15 protein-coding genes and 1 riboswitch are annotated in these 16,382 nt (G+C 71.4%); of the genes, 7 read left to right on the top strand and 8 right to left on the bottom strand.

Features of this window, described 5'->3' with window-relative positions; genetic code table 11:
• Positions 1-184: 184 nt before the first annotated feature.
• The 4 genes from groL to thrC all read right to left on the bottom strand — a co-directional run bounded on the left by groL (position 185) and on the right by thrC (position 4,529).
• Positions 185-1,807 carry a chaperonin GroEL gene (gene groL, locus ELQ39_RS17780; RefSeq protein ID WP_019523925.1) on the bottom strand — a complete coding sequence of 541 codons (1,623 nt, stop codon included), beginning with the start codon at positions 1,805-1,807 and terminating at the stop codon, positions 185-187.
• A 433-nt stretch (positions 1,808-2,240) separates the two neighbouring features.
• Positions 2,241-2,444, bottom strand: coding sequence for a cold-shock protein (locus ELQ39_RS17775; RefSeq protein WP_004986573.1), 204 nt, complete (start codon positions 2,442-2,444; stop codon positions 2,241-2,243).
• 430 nt (positions 2,445-2,874) lie between these two features.
• Entirely contained in the window at positions 2,875-3,150 is a 276-nt protein-coding gene (locus ELQ39_RS17770; RefSeq protein WP_242592712.1) for a ubiquitin-like small modifier protein 1, read from the bottom strand.
• A gap of 89 nt (positions 3,151-3,239) precedes the next feature.
• Positions 3,240-4,529, bottom strand: a complete 1,290-nt coding sequence (gene thrC / locus ELQ39_RS17765) for a threonine synthase (RefSeq protein ID WP_242592710.1) — start codon at positions 4,527-4,529, stop codon at positions 3,240-3,242.
• A 17-nt stretch (positions 4,530-4,546) separates the two neighbouring features.
• Positions 4,547-4,693, bottom strand: a riboswitch (SAM riboswitch).
• A 139-nt stretch (positions 4,694-4,832) separates the two neighbouring features.
• On the opposite strand from thrC, the gene ELQ39_RS17760 reads away from it, so the two are divergent.
• The 3 genes from ELQ39_RS17760 (at position 4,833) to otsB (ending at position 8,167) form a co-directional block, all read left to right on the top strand.
• The gene (locus ELQ39_RS17760) at positions 4,833-5,801 is read left to right on the top strand and encodes a glucosyl-3-phosphoglycerate synthase (protein WP_190002979.1); all 969 of its coding nucleotides are present in this window, start codon (positions 4,833-4,835) and stop codon (positions 5,799-5,801) included.
• 106 nt (positions 5,802-5,907) lie between these two features.
• On the top strand, positions 5,908-7,296 hold the full coding sequence (locus ELQ39_RS17755; RefSeq protein ID WP_242592708.1) for an alpha,alpha-trehalose-phosphate synthase (UDP-forming): 1,389 nt from the start codon (positions 5,908-5,910) through the stop codon (positions 7,294-7,296).
• Between the two features lie 10 nt (positions 7,297-7,306).
• A complete protein-coding gene (gene otsB / locus ELQ39_RS17750; RefSeq protein WP_242592706.1) occupies positions 7,307-8,167 on the top strand; it encodes a trehalose-phosphatase in 861 nt (286 codons plus the stop codon).
• Positions 8,168-8,256: 89 nt separating this feature from the next.
• Here the strand turns inward: otsB and ELQ39_RS17745 are convergent, their stop codons facing one another.
• Both ELQ39_RS17745 and ELQ39_RS17740 read right to left on the bottom strand, forming a co-directional pair.
• On the bottom strand, positions 8,257-8,499 hold the full coding sequence (locus ELQ39_RS17745; RefSeq protein WP_242592704.1) for a DUF3263 domain-containing protein: 243 nt from the start codon (positions 8,497-8,499) through the stop codon (positions 8,257-8,259).
• A gap of 9 nt (positions 8,500-8,508) precedes the next feature.
• Positions 8,509-9,777, bottom strand: a complete 1,269-nt coding sequence (locus tag ELQ39_RS17740) for an extracellular solute-binding protein (protein WP_443334345.1) — start codon at positions 9,775-9,777, stop codon at positions 8,509-8,511.
• A gap of 115 nt (positions 9,778-9,892) precedes the next feature.
• On the opposite strand from ELQ39_RS17740, the gene ELQ39_RS17735 reads away from it, so the two are divergent.
• The 4 genes from ELQ39_RS17735 to ELQ39_RS17720 all read left to right on the top strand — a co-directional run bounded on the left by ELQ39_RS17735 (position 9,893) and on the right by ELQ39_RS17720 (position 13,519).
• Positions 9,893-10,858 carry an ROK family protein gene (locus tag ELQ39_RS17735; protein ID WP_242592700.1) on the top strand — a complete coding sequence of 322 codons (966 nt, stop codon included), beginning with the start codon at positions 9,893-9,895 and terminating at the stop codon, positions 10,856-10,858.
• On the top strand, positions 10,858-12,021 hold the full coding sequence (gene nagA / locus ELQ39_RS17730) for an N-acetylglucosamine-6-phosphate deacetylase (protein ID WP_242592698.1): 1,164 nt from the start codon (positions 10,858-10,860) through the stop codon (positions 12,019-12,021). Before ELQ39_RS17735 ends, nagA begins: the two co-directional genes overlap by 1 nt.
• A 117-nt stretch (positions 12,022-12,138) precedes the next feature.
• Complete coding sequence (locus ELQ39_RS17725) at positions 12,139-13,068, top strand: 1-phosphofructokinase family hexose kinase (protein ID WP_242592697.1); 930 nt, start codon at positions 12,139-12,141, stop codon at positions 13,066-13,068.
• Between the two features lie 190 nt (positions 13,069-13,258).
• Positions 13,259-13,519 (top strand): hypothetical protein, encoded by a 261-nt coding sequence (locus ELQ39_RS17720; protein WP_242592695.1) that lies wholly within the window; start codon positions 13,259-13,261, stop codon positions 13,517-13,519.
• Positions 13,520-13,579: 60 nt separating this feature from the next.
• On the opposite strand, the gene ELQ39_RS17715 is transcribed toward ELQ39_RS17720, so the two are convergent.
• Positions 13,580-14,506, bottom strand: a complete 927-nt coding sequence (locus tag ELQ39_RS17715) for a carbohydrate-binding protein (RefSeq protein WP_242592693.1) — start codon at positions 14,504-14,506, stop codon at positions 13,580-13,582.
• Positions 14,507-14,618: 112 nt separating this feature from the next.
• Positions 14,619-16,304, bottom strand: coding sequence for a diguanylate cyclase CdgB (gene cdgB / locus ELQ39_RS17710; RefSeq protein ID WP_190002988.1), 1,686 nt, complete (start codon positions 16,302-16,304; stop codon positions 14,619-14,621).
• Between the last annotated feature and the right edge of the window lie 78 nt (positions 16,305-16,382).

Below are 16,382 nucleotides of genomic sequence, written 5' to 3'. Positions count from 1 at the left end.
TGTACGTGCATACAACGCACACATCGTCGAACCCGCGCGAGGCGCAGAGCATTCCCGCCCCCTCCCCGCCCCTACCCGTGACGCCGGTCACCCCGAGGCGCCCGGACACGCCGAAGGGCGGCACCCCCACTGCGGGAGTGCCGCCCTCCGGATTTCGGACGGGTCCGAACCTGACGGGTCAGGCTCAGAAGTCCATGTCACCGCCCGGCATGCCGCCGCCGGCCGGGGCCGCGGCCTTCTCCGGCTTGTCGGCGATGACGGCCTCGGTGGTGAGGAACAGCGCGGCGATCGACGCGGCGTTCTGCAGCGCGGAGCGCGTCACCTTGGCCGGGTCGATGATGCCTTCCTTGACCAGGTCGACGTACTCGCCGGTCGCGGCGTTCAGGCCGTGGCCGGGGGTCAGGTTGCGCACCTTCTCCACCACGACACCGCCCTCGAGGCCGGCGTTCACGGCGATCTGCTTCAGCGGGGCCTCGAGCGCGAGCTTCACGGCCTGGGCGCCGGTCGCCTCGTCACCCTCGAGCTCCAGCTTCTCGAACACCTGGGAGGCCTGCAGCAGGGCCACGCCACCACCGGCGACGATGCCCTCCTCGACGGCCGCCTTGGCGTTGCGCACGGCGTCCTCGATGCGGTGCTTGCGCTCCTTGAGCTCCACCTCGGTGGCGGCGCCGGCCTTGATGACGGCCACACCGCCGGCGAGCTTCGCCAGGCGCTCCTGCAGCTTCTCGCGGTCGTAGTCCGAGTCGCTGTTCTCGATCTCGGCGCGGATCTGGTTCACGCGGCCCTGGACCTGGTCGGCGGAGCCGGCGCCGTCCACGATGGTGGTCTCGTCCTTGGTGATGACCACCTTGCGGGCCTTGCCCAGCAGGTCGAGGGTGGCGTTCTCCAGCTTGAGGCCGACCTCCTCGGAGATGACCTCGCCGCCCGTGAGGATGGCGATGTCGCCGAGCATGGCCTTGCGGCGGTCGCCGAAGCCCGGGGCCTTGACGGCGACGGACTTGAAGGTGCCGCGGATCTTGTTGACGACCAGGGTCGACAGGGCCTCGCCCTCGACGTCCTCGGCGATGATCAGCAGCGGCTTGCCCGACTGCATGACCTTCTCCAGGAGCGGGAGCAGGTCCTTGACGCTGGAGATCTTGGAGTTCGCGATCAGGATGTACGGGTCGTCGAGGACGGCCTCCATACGCTCCATGTCGGTGGCGAAGTACGCCGAGATGTAGCCCTTGTCGAAGCGCATACCCTCGGTGAGCTCCAGCTCCAGACCGAAGGTCTGGGACTCCTCGACGGTGATGACGCCTTCCTTGCCGACCTTGTCCATGGCCTCGGCGATGAGCTCGCCGATCTGGACGTCGGCGGCGGAGATGGAGGCCGTGGAGGCGATCTGCTCCTTGGTCTCCACGTCCTTCGCCTGCTCCAGCAGGGCGGCGGAGACCGCCTCGACGGCCTTCTCGATACCGCGCTTCAGGGCCATCGGGTTGGCGCCGGCGGCGACGTTGCGCAGGCCCTCCTTGACCAGGGCCTGGGCGAGAACGGTCGCCGTGGTCGTACCGTCACCGGCGACGTCGTCCGTCTTCTTGGCGACTTCCTTGACCAGCTCGGCGCCGATCTTCTCGTACGGGTCCTCGAGCTCGATCTCCTTGGCGATGGAGACACCATCGTTGGTGATCGTGGGGGCGCCCCACTTCTTCTCGAGGACGACGTTGCGGCCCTTGGGGCCGAGCGTCACCTTCACGGCGTCCGCGAGCTGGTTCATGCCGCGCTCGAGGCCGCGCCGCGCCTCCTCGTCGAACGCGATGATCTTGGCCATGTGAAGTGGTCCCTCCAGGACTGGGGGTGATTCCTTCGGACCGCGCCCGCGCCCGCGACGGACGGCTCGCCGGCCGTGTGGTTCCTTGCACCACCCGGCCTGGCGGGCCTCACCGACCCGGTCCTTCGTTGTCACTCTCACCTTCAGAGTGCTAACGCCAATGATTAGCACTCGACCCCGGAGAGTGCAAGGCGCGCTCGCGGAGCGGCGCCGGATTCGAGAGGCCCCCGAGAGGCGTACGAGCCAGTCGCACCAAGGGTTCGCGCCCGCGCTCAGCCTCGGGCGAACACGGCGCGCACGGCGCGCGCGCCTAGGGCACGACGAGACACGACGAGGCACGACGAGGCACGACGAGACACGACGAAGGGCCCGCACCCCGGAGGGTGCGGGCCCTGTCGCCGGCAGAAGATGTCGCGTGCGGCTGGTAGCGCGTTCAGGCGGTGACGCGAACCATGTCGGCCTGCGGGCCCTTCTGACCCTGCGAGATCTCGAACTCGACCCGCTGGCCCTCTTCAAGGGTGCGGTAGCCGTCCATCTGGATCGCGCTGTAGTGGACGAAAACATCCGCACCACCGTCGACCGCGATGAAGCCGTACCCCTTCTCCGCGTTGAACCACTTGACGGTGCCCTGAGCCATGCCTAACTCCCCTATTACTGGCCCTTGCACAGATCCACACTTCGCGGACCCGGGTCAGACCTCACCCCCCAACGGTTGGGGGCGTGCGCCGGAACGCGTCGACCGCGGCTGAATGTATCTGTCCAACTGCCGTCTGCAACAGGTCAATCGGACGAGAAATCTGGACGCCACCGGTCCGGAATGTGGCAAGAATTCGCCAGAATTCAGGGCAAGTCGGGCCGGGCAAAGGAGACAAAAGCCGCGAAAGGAGCCCGCACTTTGGCTACATCCAGTCGGGTCTGCGGCAGGAATTCAGGGTTCTCGATCTCTGGATCGGGAGCGCGTTCCCCAACTCTACCGCGCTCAACCCCATGGAATTGCCCCCTCCGGATCTCTCACGGAGGGGGCAATGCCGTAAACGCTCGGTAACGATCATTACCGAAGGTAATGATCAGCCTCCGGCGACCGCCGGGATGATCGAGACGCCGGCGCCTTCCGGGGTGGCCGTCTCCAGCCCCTGCTCGAAGCGCACGTCGTCGTCGTTGACGTACACGTTCACGAACCGGCGCAGCTTGCCCTGGTCGTCCAGGACGCGCGCGGCGATGCCGGTGTGCTTCTTCTCCAGGTCCTGGATGACCTCCCCGAGGGTGGCGCCCTCGGCGGTGACCTCGGCCTTGCCCCCGGTGTAGGTGCGCAGAATGGTAGGGATACGAACGGTGACGCTCACTTTGAACCTCCGGTCAGGTGACAACCCCAGGGGCGCGGGGAACTGCGCGAACAACCCCCGCCGGCCCGCGGACGATGGACGAGCGGCTCTCAGACGAGCCCGGCCTCACGGAATGACTCCAGGCTGGGCCGGATCGTCGCCGTCAGCCCGGTCCCGGCCACCGCGTCCAGCGTCTTGAGCCCGTCCCCGGTGTTCAGCACGACCGTGGTGAGGGACGGGTCGAGCGCCCCGCTCTCGATGAGCTTCTTCGTCACGCCGACCGTGACCCCGCCCGCGGTCTCCGCGAAGATGCCCTCCGTCCGCGCCAGCAGCTTGATCGCCTCGACCACCTGCGCGTCCGTGACGTCCTCCACCGCACCGCCCGTGCGACGCGCGACGTCCAGGACGTACGGCCCGTCCGCCGGGTTGCCGATCGCCAGCGACTTGGCGATCGTGTTCGGCTTCTGCGGGCGGACGACGTCGTGCCCGGCCTTGAAGGCGGTGGACACCGGCGAGCACCCCTCGGCCTGGGCGCCGAAGATCTTGTACGGCTTGTCCTCGACGAGCCCGAGCTTGATCAGCTCCTGGAGACCCTTGTCGATCTTCGTCAGCTGCGAGCCGGAGGCGATCGGGACGACCAGCTGGTCCGGCAGGCGCCAGCCGAGCTGCTCGCAGATCTCGTACGCGAGGGTCTTGGAGCCCTCGGCGTAGTACGGCCGCAGGTTGACGTTGACGAAGCCCCAGCCCTCGCCGGCCGGGTCGCCGATCAGTTCGGAGCAGAAACGGTTGACGTCGTCGTAGTTGCCCTCGATGCCGACGAGCTCGCCGCCGTAGACGGCGGCCATGACGATCTTGCCCTGCTCCAGGTCGTGCGGGATGAACACGCAGGAGCGGAAGCCGGCCCGGGCGGCGGCGGCGCCGACCGCGCCGGCCAGGTTGCCGGTGGAGGAGCAGGACAGCGTGGTGAAGCCGAAGGCGCGCGCGGCCTCCAGTGCCTGGGCGACGACCCGGTCCTTGAAGGAGTGCGTGGGGTTGCCGGAGTCGTCCTTGACGTAGAGGCCGCCGGTGACGCCCAGCTCGCGGGCCAGGTTGTCGGCCTGGACGAGCTTGGTCCAGCCCGGGTTCAGGTTCGGCTTGGTCGCCACGTCCGCGGGGACGGGCAGCAGCGGCGCGTAGCGCCAGATGTTCGCGGGACCCGCCTCGATGCGCTTGCGGAGCTCTTCGGTGTCGTAACCCGAGAAGTCGTAGGCGATCTCCAGCGGGCCGAAACACTCCTCGCAGGCGAAGACCGGGCCGAGGGGCACACGGTGGCCGCACTCGCGGCAGGACAGCGCGGCGGCGGGACCCAGGTCGACGGAGTTCGCGGTGTCGGTGGTGCTTGCAACAGTCTGCACAGCCATGGAGGCGAGGCCCTTTCTCCTCATCTTCCTCACGACGCACTTCGCCGTGAGACGGATTTGGCACCTTCCCTAGCCGGGAGCCTCGCCACGTCGCGTGACAGGAACCGACTGGAGGGTTGCCGGGGCTTCATCGGGCCGTGTCCCTCTGCCCCTCTGGATGAGCGGTGTTCAGTTGTGCGCCCCGACACCCCCCGGGATGCGGGGTCCGTCGGCGCTGTTCAAGACTGTAACCGAAGGCCCGGACGGCGGAGGAAGCCGTCCGCACACCGAGATGGACCACCCCCGGCCAGTGAGGAGTCCGCCGTGCTGGAAGAAGTCGAGCGCTGGCTGATCGAGCGCTCCTGGTCGGTGTCCGACCGTCCTCTGCACCGGATCCTGGCGGCGAAACGGGCCTCCGGACAGACGGTGAGCGTGGTGCTGCCCGCGCTGAACGAGGAGGCCACGGTCGGCGACATCGTCTCCGTCGTCCGGCACGACCTGGTGCTCCAGGTGCCGCTGGTCGACGAGGTCGTGGTGATCGACTCCGGCTCCACGGACCGCACCTCCGAGGTGGCCGCGGCTGCGGGCGCGAGGGTGGTGCACCGGGACGTGATCCTGCCCCGCATACCGGCCGTGCCCGGCAAGGGCGAGGTGCTGTGGCGGTCGCTGCTGGTCACCCGCGGTGACATCGTGTGCTTCGTCGACGCCGACCTGAGGGACTTCTCCTCCGACTTCGTCACCGGCATCGTCGGCCCGCTGCTCACCGAACCCGGTCTCCAGCTCGTCAAGGCCATGTACGACCGGCCGATGACGCTGGCCGACGGGAGCACCACGGGCGCGGGCGCCGGGCAGGGCGGCCGGGTCACGGAGCTGATGGCCCGCCCGCTGCTCAACATGCACTGGCCGCAGCTCGCCGGGTTCGTGCAGCCGCTGGGCGGGGAGTACGCGGCCCGCCGCAGCCTCCTCGAACAGCTCCCGTTCCCCGTCGGGTACGGCGTCGAGCTGGGCATGCTGGTCGACGCCCTGCACCTGGTGGGCCTGGACGCGCTGGCCCAGGTGGACGTGGGCGTGCGCAAGCACCGGCACCAGGACGGGCAGGCGCTGGGCCGGATGGCCGCCGCGATCTACCGCACCGCGCAGCTGCGGCTGGCCCGCGCGCATCTGCTGCGGCCGTCGCTGACCCAGTTCGAGCGCACCGGGGACGCCTTCGAGCCCCGCACGTACTCGGTGGACACCGAGGAGCGGCCGCCGATGAGGGACGTCGCGGAGTACCAGGCCCGCCGGGTGGCCTGACCCCGACGGCCCGCCCCGCCGCCGGGTGGCCCGGCCTCGTCCACCGCCGGCCGGTGTGACGCACCGCCACGTTTGAGGCACGGGGGGCCGGGCTAGGTTGAGGCGTATGGCTTCAAGCTTCGGTGCAGCTCAGGTGCTGGTCGCCTCCAACCGGGGGCCGGTGTCGTACGCGGTCGCGGACGACGGTTCGCTGAGGAGCAGGCGGGGCGGCGGGGGACTGGTCTCCGGCCTCTCGGCCATCGGCCCCGAGTCGGGCGCCCTGTGGGTGTGCTCGGCACTGTCCGACGGCGACCGCGAGGCCGTGCGGCGCGGGGTCGGGGAGGACGGCGTGCGGATGCTGGACATCCCGGCGGACGTGCACGCGGACGCGTACAACGGCATCGCGAACTCGGTGCTGTGGTTCGTGCACCACATGCTGTACCAGACCCCGCTGGAGCCGGTCTTCGACGCGGAGTTCCGCCGTCAGTGGGCCTCCTACGAGACCTACAACCGCGCGTTCGCCGAGGCGCTGGCCGAGGAGGCCGCCGAGGGCGCGGCCGTCCTGGTGCAGGACTACCACCTCACCCTGGTCCCCGGCATGCTCCGCGAGCTGCGCCCCGACCTGCGCATCGGGCACTTCTCGCACACGCCGTGGGCGCCGCCCGAGTACTTCGCGATGCTGCCCGACGACATCGCGCGGCAGGTGCTGCGCGGGATGCTCGGCGCCGACCGGCTCGGCTTCCTCACCCGGCGCTGGGCGGACGCGTTCACCGCGTGCTGCGAGCGGTTCGCCGGCGGGCTCGGAGAGACCCGCATCGGGGTGCACGGGCTGGGCGCCGACGCGGACTTCCTGCGCGCCCGGTCGCACGAGGCGGACGTCGACGAGCGGATGGCCGCCCTGCGCGAGGAGATCGGCGAGGGGCGCCGGACGATCGTCCGCGTCGACCGCACCGAGCTGTCCAAGAACATCGTGCGCGGCCTGCTGGCGTACCGGCAGCTGCTGGACGACCGGCCCGAGTGGCGCGAGCGTGTGGTGCACGTCGCCTTCGCCTACCCGTCCCGGCAGGACCTCGCCGTCTACCGCGACTACACGGCCGAGGTGCAGCGGCTCGCCGAGGAGATCAACGAGCGGTACGGCACGCCCGGCTGGCGCCCGGTCGTCCTGCACGTCAAGGACGACTTCGCCCGCTCGCTGGCCGCGTACCGGCTGGCCGACGTGGCCCTCGTCAACCCCATCCGCGACGGCATGAACTTGGTCGCCAAGGAGGTCCCGGTGGTCTCCGACGCGGGCTGCGCGCTGGTGCTGTCCCGCGAGGCCGGCGCCCACGAGGAGCTCGGTGAGGACGCGATCACCGTCAACCCGTACGACGTCGTCCAGACGGCCGAGGCACTGCACGAGGCGCTGTCCATGCGCCCGGAGGACCGCACGGAACGCGGCAAGCGGCTGGCCGCGGCGGCGACCGCGCTGCCACCGGCGCGGTGGTTCCTGGACCAGCTCGAAGCACTGCGTGGATAGGTTGGGGCGCATGGCCAGTCAGACGGATTCCACGGACCCCGGCGACCTGCCGACGCCCGCCACGCAGGCCGGGCGGGACGGACTGGACGCCCTTCTGGCCCGCCCGGGCAAGGCGCTGATCGGGCTCGACTTCGACGGCACGCTCGCGCCGATCGTGCCCGACCCCGAGCAGGCGCGCGCCCACCCGGGCGCGGTGCCCGCGCTCGCCGCGCTCGCCCCGAAGGTCGCGGCGGTGGCCGTCGTCACCGGCCGCCCGCCGGGTGTCGCGGTCCGCCACGGCGGTTTCGCGGGCGTGCCCGGTCTCGAGCACCTGGTGGTGCTCGGTCACTACGGCGCCGAGCGCTGGGACGCGGTCACCGGTACCGTCACCGCCCCAGCCCCGCACCCCGGCGTCGCTGCCGCCCGCGCCGAGCTGCCGGGGCTGCTGGACCGGGTGGGGGCGTGGCAGGGCACGTGGATCGAGGAGAAGGGCCGGGCGGTCGCCGTCCACACCCGCAGGGCGTCCGACCCGCAGGCCGCCTTCGAGGCCCTTCGCGAGCCGCTGGCGGACCTCGCGACGCGGCACGGTCTTGTCGTGGAGCCGGGGCGGATGGTGCTGGAGCTGCGGCCGCCGGGGATGGACAAGGGGGTCGCGCTGCTGGAGTACGCGCGGGAGATCGGGGCGGGGTCGGTTCTCTACGCCGGGGACGACCTCGGGGACCTGGCCGCCTTCACGGCGGTGGACAAACTCCGCGCCTCCGGCACGCCGGGTGTGCTGGTGTGCAGCGGCAGCGAGGAGGTCACGGAGCTGCGTGAGCGTGCCGACCTGGTGGTCGACGGTCCGTCGGGGGTGGTGGGACTGCTGCGGGCGCTGGCCGGGCGGCTCGCCTGACGAGGGTTTCCGCGTCACACGCCGGAGGGGCCGGGAACCGGCCCCTCCGGCGTGTGGGGAGCGGGGTCCGGGGCGGAGCTTCGGCACGGTCACCGCTCCGCGCGCCGCGCCTCCCGCACTCGCCGCAGACGGTTCACCGTCACGGGATCGTGGGCCAGCGCCCGCGGGTCGTCGAGCAACGCGTTGAGGAGTTGGTAGTACCGCACCGGTACCAGCCCCAGCTCCTCGCGGATCACCCGCTCCTTCGCCCCCGGCGAGGCAGCCCCCCGCCGCTCCAGCGCCAGCACCGCCCGCTCGAGCTGCCCCAGCCCTTCGCTCTCGCGTTCACCCATGCCGGCAGGCTACTCCGCGCTCTCCGCCCGCACGGCCGCCGCCTGAAGCTCCCCCAGCACACCCGCCGGACTGCCCCCCGGCTCCACGGCCCGCCCGATCTTCTGCTTGATCGCCGCGTTCACCGAGGCCCACGACATCTTGCCCACCGGGTACAGCTCCGACAGCGGCAGCTGGTCGAGGAACGGCTTGAGTTCCTTGTCCTGCCCCGACGCCGCCATGGCCCGCGACGCGGAGTTGGTGACCGGCAGCAGGTCGTACTCGCGGGAGAACTTCAGCACGTTCTCCTCGCTGTAGACGAAGTCGAGGAAGTCCCCGATCTCGTCGCGGTGCCCGTTCTTCTCGAACGCCATCATCCAGTCGGCGACGCCCAGCGTGGACGGCGTCCTCCCCTCGGCGCCGGGGATCGGCACCATGCCGTACTTCACGCCCTTCTTCTGCGCCATCTCCATCAGGGAGGGGTGCCCGTTCAGCATGCCGACGTCCCCGGCGGCGAAGGCCTCGAACGCCTTCGCGCGGTCGAGCTCGCCGGGCGCGACGGGCCCGGTGAGCCCCTTGCCGACGAGTTCGTCCCGCAGCCAGCTGACGGTCTCGATGTTCTCCGTGGAGTCGATGCCGTAGGTCCCGCCGATGTCGGTGTAGCCGCCGTCTCCGCTCAGCAGCCACTGCAGGGTCTCGGCCTGGGCCTCCTCCGGGCCGAGCGGCAGCGCGTAGGGGAACTTCACCCCGTTCGCCTTGAGCGCCTCGGCGCACTCGACCAGTTCGTCCCAGGTCTCGGGCGGGGTGAGCCCGGCCTCGGCGAAGAGGGCCTTGTTGTAGAACAGCAGCCGCGTGGAGGCGGCGAACGGCATGCCGTACTGCACGCTGTTGACCTCGCCCGCGGCGGAGAGCTGCGAGAGGAAGTCCGCCTGGACGGGAATGGAGAGCAGGTCGCCGGCCCGGTAGAGCAGGCCCTGGGAGGCGTAGTCGGCGTACGCGCCGATCTGGGCCATGTCCGGCGGGTCGCCGGCGTCGACCATCTCCTTGACCTTGCGGTCGACGTCGTTCCAGGAGTAGACGCTGACGTCGATGTCCACGTCGGGGTGGTCGGACTCGTACCGCTCGACCAGGTCGCCCCAGTACTTCTTGCTGCTGTCGGCCGCGCCGTTGCCGTAGTCGGCGGCGACCAGCGTGAGGGTCACGTCGGAAGAAGCGCCGCCGACCCCGCATCCGCTCAGGACCGCTGCCAGTCCCAGCGCGGACACCGCCGCGATCGTCCTTGTCCTGACCCGCCGTCGCACGTGCTCTCCCCTGATCCGGCGCTCAGCGCCGTCCGTAGTTCCGATTATCGGATCAAGGTCTACACCACGTGAGTGGACTAGACCTCTTGCGGGTCCACGGGCCACACTGTTCCCCGTGAAACATGTCATCGCCCTCGACGTGGGCGGCACCGGGATGAAGGCCGCCCTGGTCGGGGCGGACGGCGAGCTGCTGCACCAGGCCCGCCGCCCCACCGGCCGCGAGCGCGGCCCGGACGCGGTGGTCGAGGGCATCCTCGGCTTCGCGGCCGAGCTCCGCGCCCACGGCATCCGCACCCACGGCGAACCGGCCTCGGCCGCCGGCGTCGCCGTGCCCGGCATCGTCGACGAGGCGGAGGGCGTCGCGGCCTACGCCGCCAACCTCGGCTGGCGCGACGTGCCCCTGCGCGCCCTGCTCTCCGAGCGGCTCGGCGGCGTCCCCGTGGCCCTCGGCCACGACGTGCGCACCGGCGGCCTCGCCGAGGGCCGCATCGGCGCCGGGCGCGGCGCCGACCGCTTCCTCTTCGTTCCGCTCGGCACCGGTATCGCGGGCGCCATCGGCATCGACGGCAAGGTCGAGGCCGGCGCGCACGGCTTCGCCGGCGAGATCGGCCACATCGTCGTACGGCCCGGCGGCGCGGAGTGCCCCTGCGGTCAGCGTGGCTGCCTCGAGCGGTTCGCGTCCGCGTCGGCCGTGAGCCGCGCGTGGGCCGAGGCGAGCGGCGACCCGGACGCGGACGCGGCGGACTGCGCCAAGGCCGTTGCCTCGGGCGACCAGCGGGCCGTGCGGGTGTGGCAGGAGGCCGTGGACGCGCTCGCCGACGGGCTGGTCACCGCGCTCACCCTGCTGGACCCGCGCACGCTGATCATCGGTGGCGGGCTGGCCGAGGCGGGGGAAACCTTGTTCACACCGCTGCGGGAGGCCGTCCGGCGGCGGGTCACCTTCCAGAAGCTGCCGTCCCTGGTCCCCGCGGCCCTCGGGGACACCGCGGGATGCCTGGGCGCGGGCCTTCTCGCCTGGGACCTGATCGAAGCCGCCGGCCCGTCCGTCGAGACCACTGACCCCTCGGAGGTAACCACCTGATGGCCCCCACCAAGGTTCTCACCGGTGCCCGGGTGGTCCTGCCCACCGGGACCGTGGACGACGCCCGCGTGACCGTCGAGGGCACGCGCATCGCGGCCACGGCCCCCGGCCCGTCCCCCGCGGAGGGGACGGCCGGGACGGTCGACCTGCGCGGCCACTGGCTGGTCCCCGGCTTCGTCGACATCCACAACCACGGCGGCGGCGGGGTGTCCTTCGCCGGCGGCACCGCCGAGGACGTCCTCCAGGGCGTCCGCACGCATCTGCGCCACGGCACCACCACCGTGGTCGCCTCCGCCGTCACCGGCGACCTCGACTTCCTCGCGCGGCACGCGGGGATGCTGGCGGAGCTGGCCCAGCAGGGCGACATCGCCGGCATCCACTTCGAGGGGCCGTTCATCTCCCCCTGCCGCAAGGGCGCGCACGACGAGAGCCTGCTGCGCGACCCCGACCCGGCGGAGGTCCGCAAGCTGATCGACGCGTCCCACGGCCACGCCCGGATGATGACGCTCGCCACCGAACTCCCCGGCGGCCTGGACTCCGTACGGCTGCTCGTCGAGCACGGCGTGATCGCCGCCGTCGGCCACACCGACGCCACCTACGAGCAGACGGTGGCAGCCGTCGACGCGGGCGCGACCGTCGCCACCCACCTGTTCAACGCGATGCCGCCGCTCGGCCACCGCGCCCCCGGACCGATCGCCGCGCTGCTGGAGGACGAGCGGGTCACCGTCGAGCTGATCAACGACGGCACGCATCTGCACCCGGCGGCCCTGCAGTTCGCGTTCCACCACGCGGGCCGCGACCGGGTCGCCTTCATCACCGACGCGATGGACGCGGCCGGCTTCGGCGACGGCCGCTACATGCTCGGCCCGCTGGAGGTCGAGGTCGCGGACGGCGTGGCCCGGCTGGTGGAGGGCAACTCGATCGCCGGCTCCACGCTCACCCTGGACCGCGCCTTCAAGCGGGCGGTGACGGTCGACGGACTGCCCGTCGAGGACGTCGTCGCGGCGGTCTCCGCGAACCCGGCGCGGCTGCTCGGCCTGGACGACCGCATCGGCTCGCTGGAGCCCGGCAAGGACGCCGACCTGGTCGTCCTGGACGACGCCTTCGAGCTGGTGGGCGTGATGCGCAAGGGGGAATGGGCGGTCGCTCCCCAACTGGCCTGATCCGTCCCCAGGACCGGTCCACGGTGGCCGGTCCCGGGGCTGGGCCGACCGCCTTCCTTTTGGCATGATCGTGACCCCGGGGCCACGGAAGGCAGGCAAGAGGGGGAGGTCGGCCCGGTGATTCTCACGGTCACGCTGAACACCGCTCTCGACATCACCTATCGCGTCCCTTCCCTGCGGGCGGGTGCCTCCCACCGGGTCTCCGAGGTGCTGGAACGTCCCGGCGGCAAGGGCGTCAACGTGGCCCGGGTGCTGGCCGCGCTCGGTCACGAGGTGACCGTCACGGGCTTCTCGGGCGGCCCCACGGGACGCGTCCTGCGCGACCGCCTCACCGAAGTGCCGCGCCTCACCGACGCATTGGTCCCGACTTCCGGGGCCACCCGCCGCACGGTGACCCTCCTGGACGACCGCACCGGCGCCACGACCCATCTGAACGAGCCCGGCCCGGACATCACCCACGCCGAGTGGTCCGCCTTCCAGGAGGTCTACGAGGACCTGCTCGCGTCCGCCTCCGCGGTGGCCCTGTGCGGCAGCCTGCCCCCGGGCGTCCCGGTCGGCGCGTACGCGAACCTCGTCCGCACGGCCCGCGCGGCCCAGGTGCCGGTGCTGCTCGACACGAGCGGTGCGGCGCTGCGCCGCGGCGTGGCGGGCCGGCCGGACCTCCTGAAGCCCAACACGGAGGAGCTGGCCGAACTCACCGGCTCCCACGAGCCGTTGCGCGCCACGCAGGACGCCCGCCGCCGGGGCGCCGGCACGGTGGTCGCGTCCCTGGGCGCGGACGGCCTGCTCGCGGTGACCCCGGAGGGCCGCTGGCGCGCGACCCCTCCGGCCCCGCTGACCGGCAACCCCACGGGCGCGGGCGACGCGGCCGTCGCGGGCCTGCTGTCCGCCCTGGTGGAACACCGCCCCTGGCCGGAACGCCTGATCCGCGCCACGGCCCTCTCCGCGGCCACGGTCCTCTCCCCCACAGCCGGCGACTTCGACCGCGACGCCTACGACCGCTTCCTGACGACGGTCACGGTCACGGGGGTGGCGACGGCGGCGTGAGATCAACTACGGCCGGGACACACCCTGCGCCCCGATTCGTGTAGGTCATAAGATCATCAGCGACCAAATGATCTACCTATCGCAGGGGGAACACATGCGAAAGGCGTCGGTGCTCAGGCGGGTTGCCGCAGTAGGCATGACGTGTCTGGCACTCACTGTCACGGCCACTTCCACAGCCTCGGCAGAGAATGTGCAGGCCGGTGTCTGGCAGAAGGACGGCCACGACTTCACCATACGGGCCGCCGCCAGCACCTCGGCATCCAAGATCGCAACCGTCAAGGACCCCAGGACCAAGGTTCCTTGCGGAGCGTCGAGGTGCACGCGGAACAACAACGGGGGCAAGTACACCTGCTGGTCCGGTGGTCCCACCGACAACGACTGGCTGAAGGTCCGCTGGGCCGGAAAAACCGGCTGGGTCGCCGCTCTGTGCGTCGACGTCGGACGTCTCTGACAACCTCAACGCGGCGGCCGCCGGTGTGCAGCGCACCGGCGGCCGCCGCCTAGCTGCTGCTTATTCCTTGACCTGGCCTTCCTTGATCCACACCTGGTCCAGCAGGACGTTGCACTTGTCGCCCTCGCCGCAGGACAACGAGATGGTGTTGGTGCCCTCGGTCAGGGTGGGCCAGGCGTAGGTCTTCGTCCAGCCCTTGGAGAAGTCGCCGTCCTTGGCCTTGGCCCAGTTGTCCATGTTCAACTTGCTGCCGAACGGCTTGCCGTTGACGGACAGCGTCATCGACTGGGCCTCGCCGGCCGTGCTGTAACGGAAGAAGACGGTGTACGGACCGTCCTTCGGGATGCCGTCGACGGTCCAGGTGACCGACGCCCCCGGCTGGTTGAGGTTCGTCACGTAGATGCCGCCGTCAGCCTCGGCACCTTCGACGTCCGAGGCGGTGGTGACACCCGGCGACAGACGGAGCGCCTTCGCGTCGATCGTCGGCGACTTGAACTCTTCTTCGCCGCTCTCACTCGCCGACGGGCTCGGCTCGCCGGTTGCCTGGGTGGCCGTCGGGGACGGGCCCGCCTCGTTGCCGCCCTTGTCGTCGTCGTCACCGCTGATCATGGCGATGCCGATGCCGATCACGACCGCCGCGACCACGGCGATCGCGCCGATGAGCAGCCCCTTGGTGTTGGGGCCGCCGCCGCGGGAGCCCCGGGAGGGCTGCGGGGTGCGTGCGGTGGGCGCGCCCCCGGGCAGCGTCTCGGGCGCGGCGTAGTGCGTGCTGGGCTGGCCGAAGGCGCCCTGCTGGGGCGGTGCCTGCGGGGCGGGGCCCTGCTGGCCGTACTGGCGGGAACCGACCGGCCGCACCCGGTTCACCGAGTTCGGGTAGCCGTAACCCCCGGACGGCGGCTGGGCTCCGTTGGCCTGCCCGTCGGCGTACAGATAGCCGAACGGGTCGTCGTCCTCGGGCGTGCTCGCGCCGTTGTTGCCGGGCGTCATCCCCTGTGCTCCTAGCTGCGGATCGGGTACGTACGTGCGGAGAAGCCGAGCCTACCCGGTTCCTCTGACCCGAAAGGGTGACCCGGACCGCATCAACCGGCCGACCTGCACGTCATCCGGCGCGCCGGTGCTGTTTGGGACGAGATCGTTTCTCGACGTACATCCGTTCGTCGGCAGATTTCAACACTTCGTCGGCCGTCATACCGCAGTGGGCCCATCCGATGCCGAAGCTGGCGCCGACCCGCACGGCCCGCCCCTCGGCCCGGATGGGCTGGATGATCTCGTTGCGCAGCCGTACGGCGAGGTCCTGCGCGTCGGCCCGGCCGAGCCCGTCGGCGAGGATGACGAATTCGTCACCTCCGAGCCGGGCCACGGTGTCGCCGTCCCGCACGCCGTTGCTGAGCCGCCGGGCGACCTCGATGAGAACCGCGTCACCGGCGTTGTGCCCGAACCGGTCGTTGATCGACTTGAAGCCGTCGAGGTCGCAGAAGAGCACCGCGAGCCCCTTGGTGCCGTCGTCGGCGTCCGCGGCGGGCGCGACCGTGTGCACATGGTGGTCGTAGCCGTCGTACGCGTCGCTGCCGGGCGGGAAGTCGAAGTCGTGGCCGCGGTCGAAGGCGGGCGGGCCGAAGGCGGCGTCGTGGGAGTCGAAGGACTCGTAGGGCGCCATGGAGTCCACGGCCGCCGGCAGGGTCTGCGGCTGCTGGCTGCACAGCCGGGCGGAGAGCCGGGAGCGCAGTTCGGCGGAGTTCGGCAGGCCGGTGAGCGAGTCGTGGGAGGCGCGGTGGGCGAGCTGGAGCTCGCGGCGCTTGCGCTCCTCGATGTCCTCGACGTGGGTGAGCAGGAAGCGCGGTCCGTCGGCGGCGTCGGCGACCACCGAGTTGCGCAGGGAGACCCACACGTAGGTGCCATCGCGGCGGCACAGCCGCAGCTCCGCACGGCCGCCCTCGGCGGAGGTGCGCAGCAGGGTGCCTATGTCCTCGGGGTGGACCAGGTCGGAGAAGGAGTAGCGGCGCATCGCGGAGGCGGGCCGGCCGAGCAGCCGGCACAGGGCGTCGTTGGTGCGCAGGATCCTGCCGTGCTGGTCGCCGCCCATCTCGGCGATGGCCATGCCGGAGGGCGCGTACTCGAAGGCCTGGCGGAAGCTCTCCTCGCTGGCCCGCAGCGCCTGCTGCTCGCGCTCCAGGCGGACCAGGGCGCGCTGCATGTTGGAGCGCAGCCGGGCGTTGCTGATCGCGATGGCGGCCTGGAAGGCGTACATCTGGAGGGCCTCGCGGCCCCAGGCGCCGGGCCGGCGGCCGTTGCGCGGGCGGTCGACGGAGAGCACGCCGATCAGTTCCCCGGAGGTGCCGCCGCCCTGCGGTCCGGGCGCGTACATCGGGGCGAAGAGCCGGTCGGAGGGGTGCCACTCGTCCTCGAAGCGGGGAGCGGGCCCGTCGGTGTACCACTGCGGGACGTCGTCGTCGTCGAGGACCCATCCCTCGGTGTGCGGTATGAACACCAGATCGCCCCAGCGCTCGCCCATGGTGAGCCGGCGGTCCCAGGACTCGCGGGAGCCGACCCGGCCGGTGATGAGGGCCTCCGCCGCCGAGTTCCCGGCGAGGGCGGCGACCACGAGGTCGCCGTCGGGGCGTACGAGATTGACGCAGGCCAGCTCGTACCCGAGGGCGCCCACGACGCCGTCGGCGACCGTCTGCAACGTGTCCGCCAGGCTGCGGGCCGTGTTCATGTCGGCCATGGCCTGGTGGAGTTGTCGCAGCGATGCAAGACGGACGTAGGGTTCCGACTCGGTCTCCATCCTCGCCCTCCCCCCGAGACCTCGCAGCGCATCAAGGGTCATCATCGGCGTATCGTCGCAGCAGCTTCCCCGCCACTG

This window comes from Streptomyces sp. GB4-14 (assembly GCF_022696125.1).
GTDB lineage: Bacteria > Actinomycetota > Actinomycetes > Streptomycetales > Streptomycetaceae > Streptomyces > Streptomyces werraensis.
Note: the sequence above shows the minus strand (reverse complement) of the source record. Positions and strands in the feature narration are given on the sequence as shown.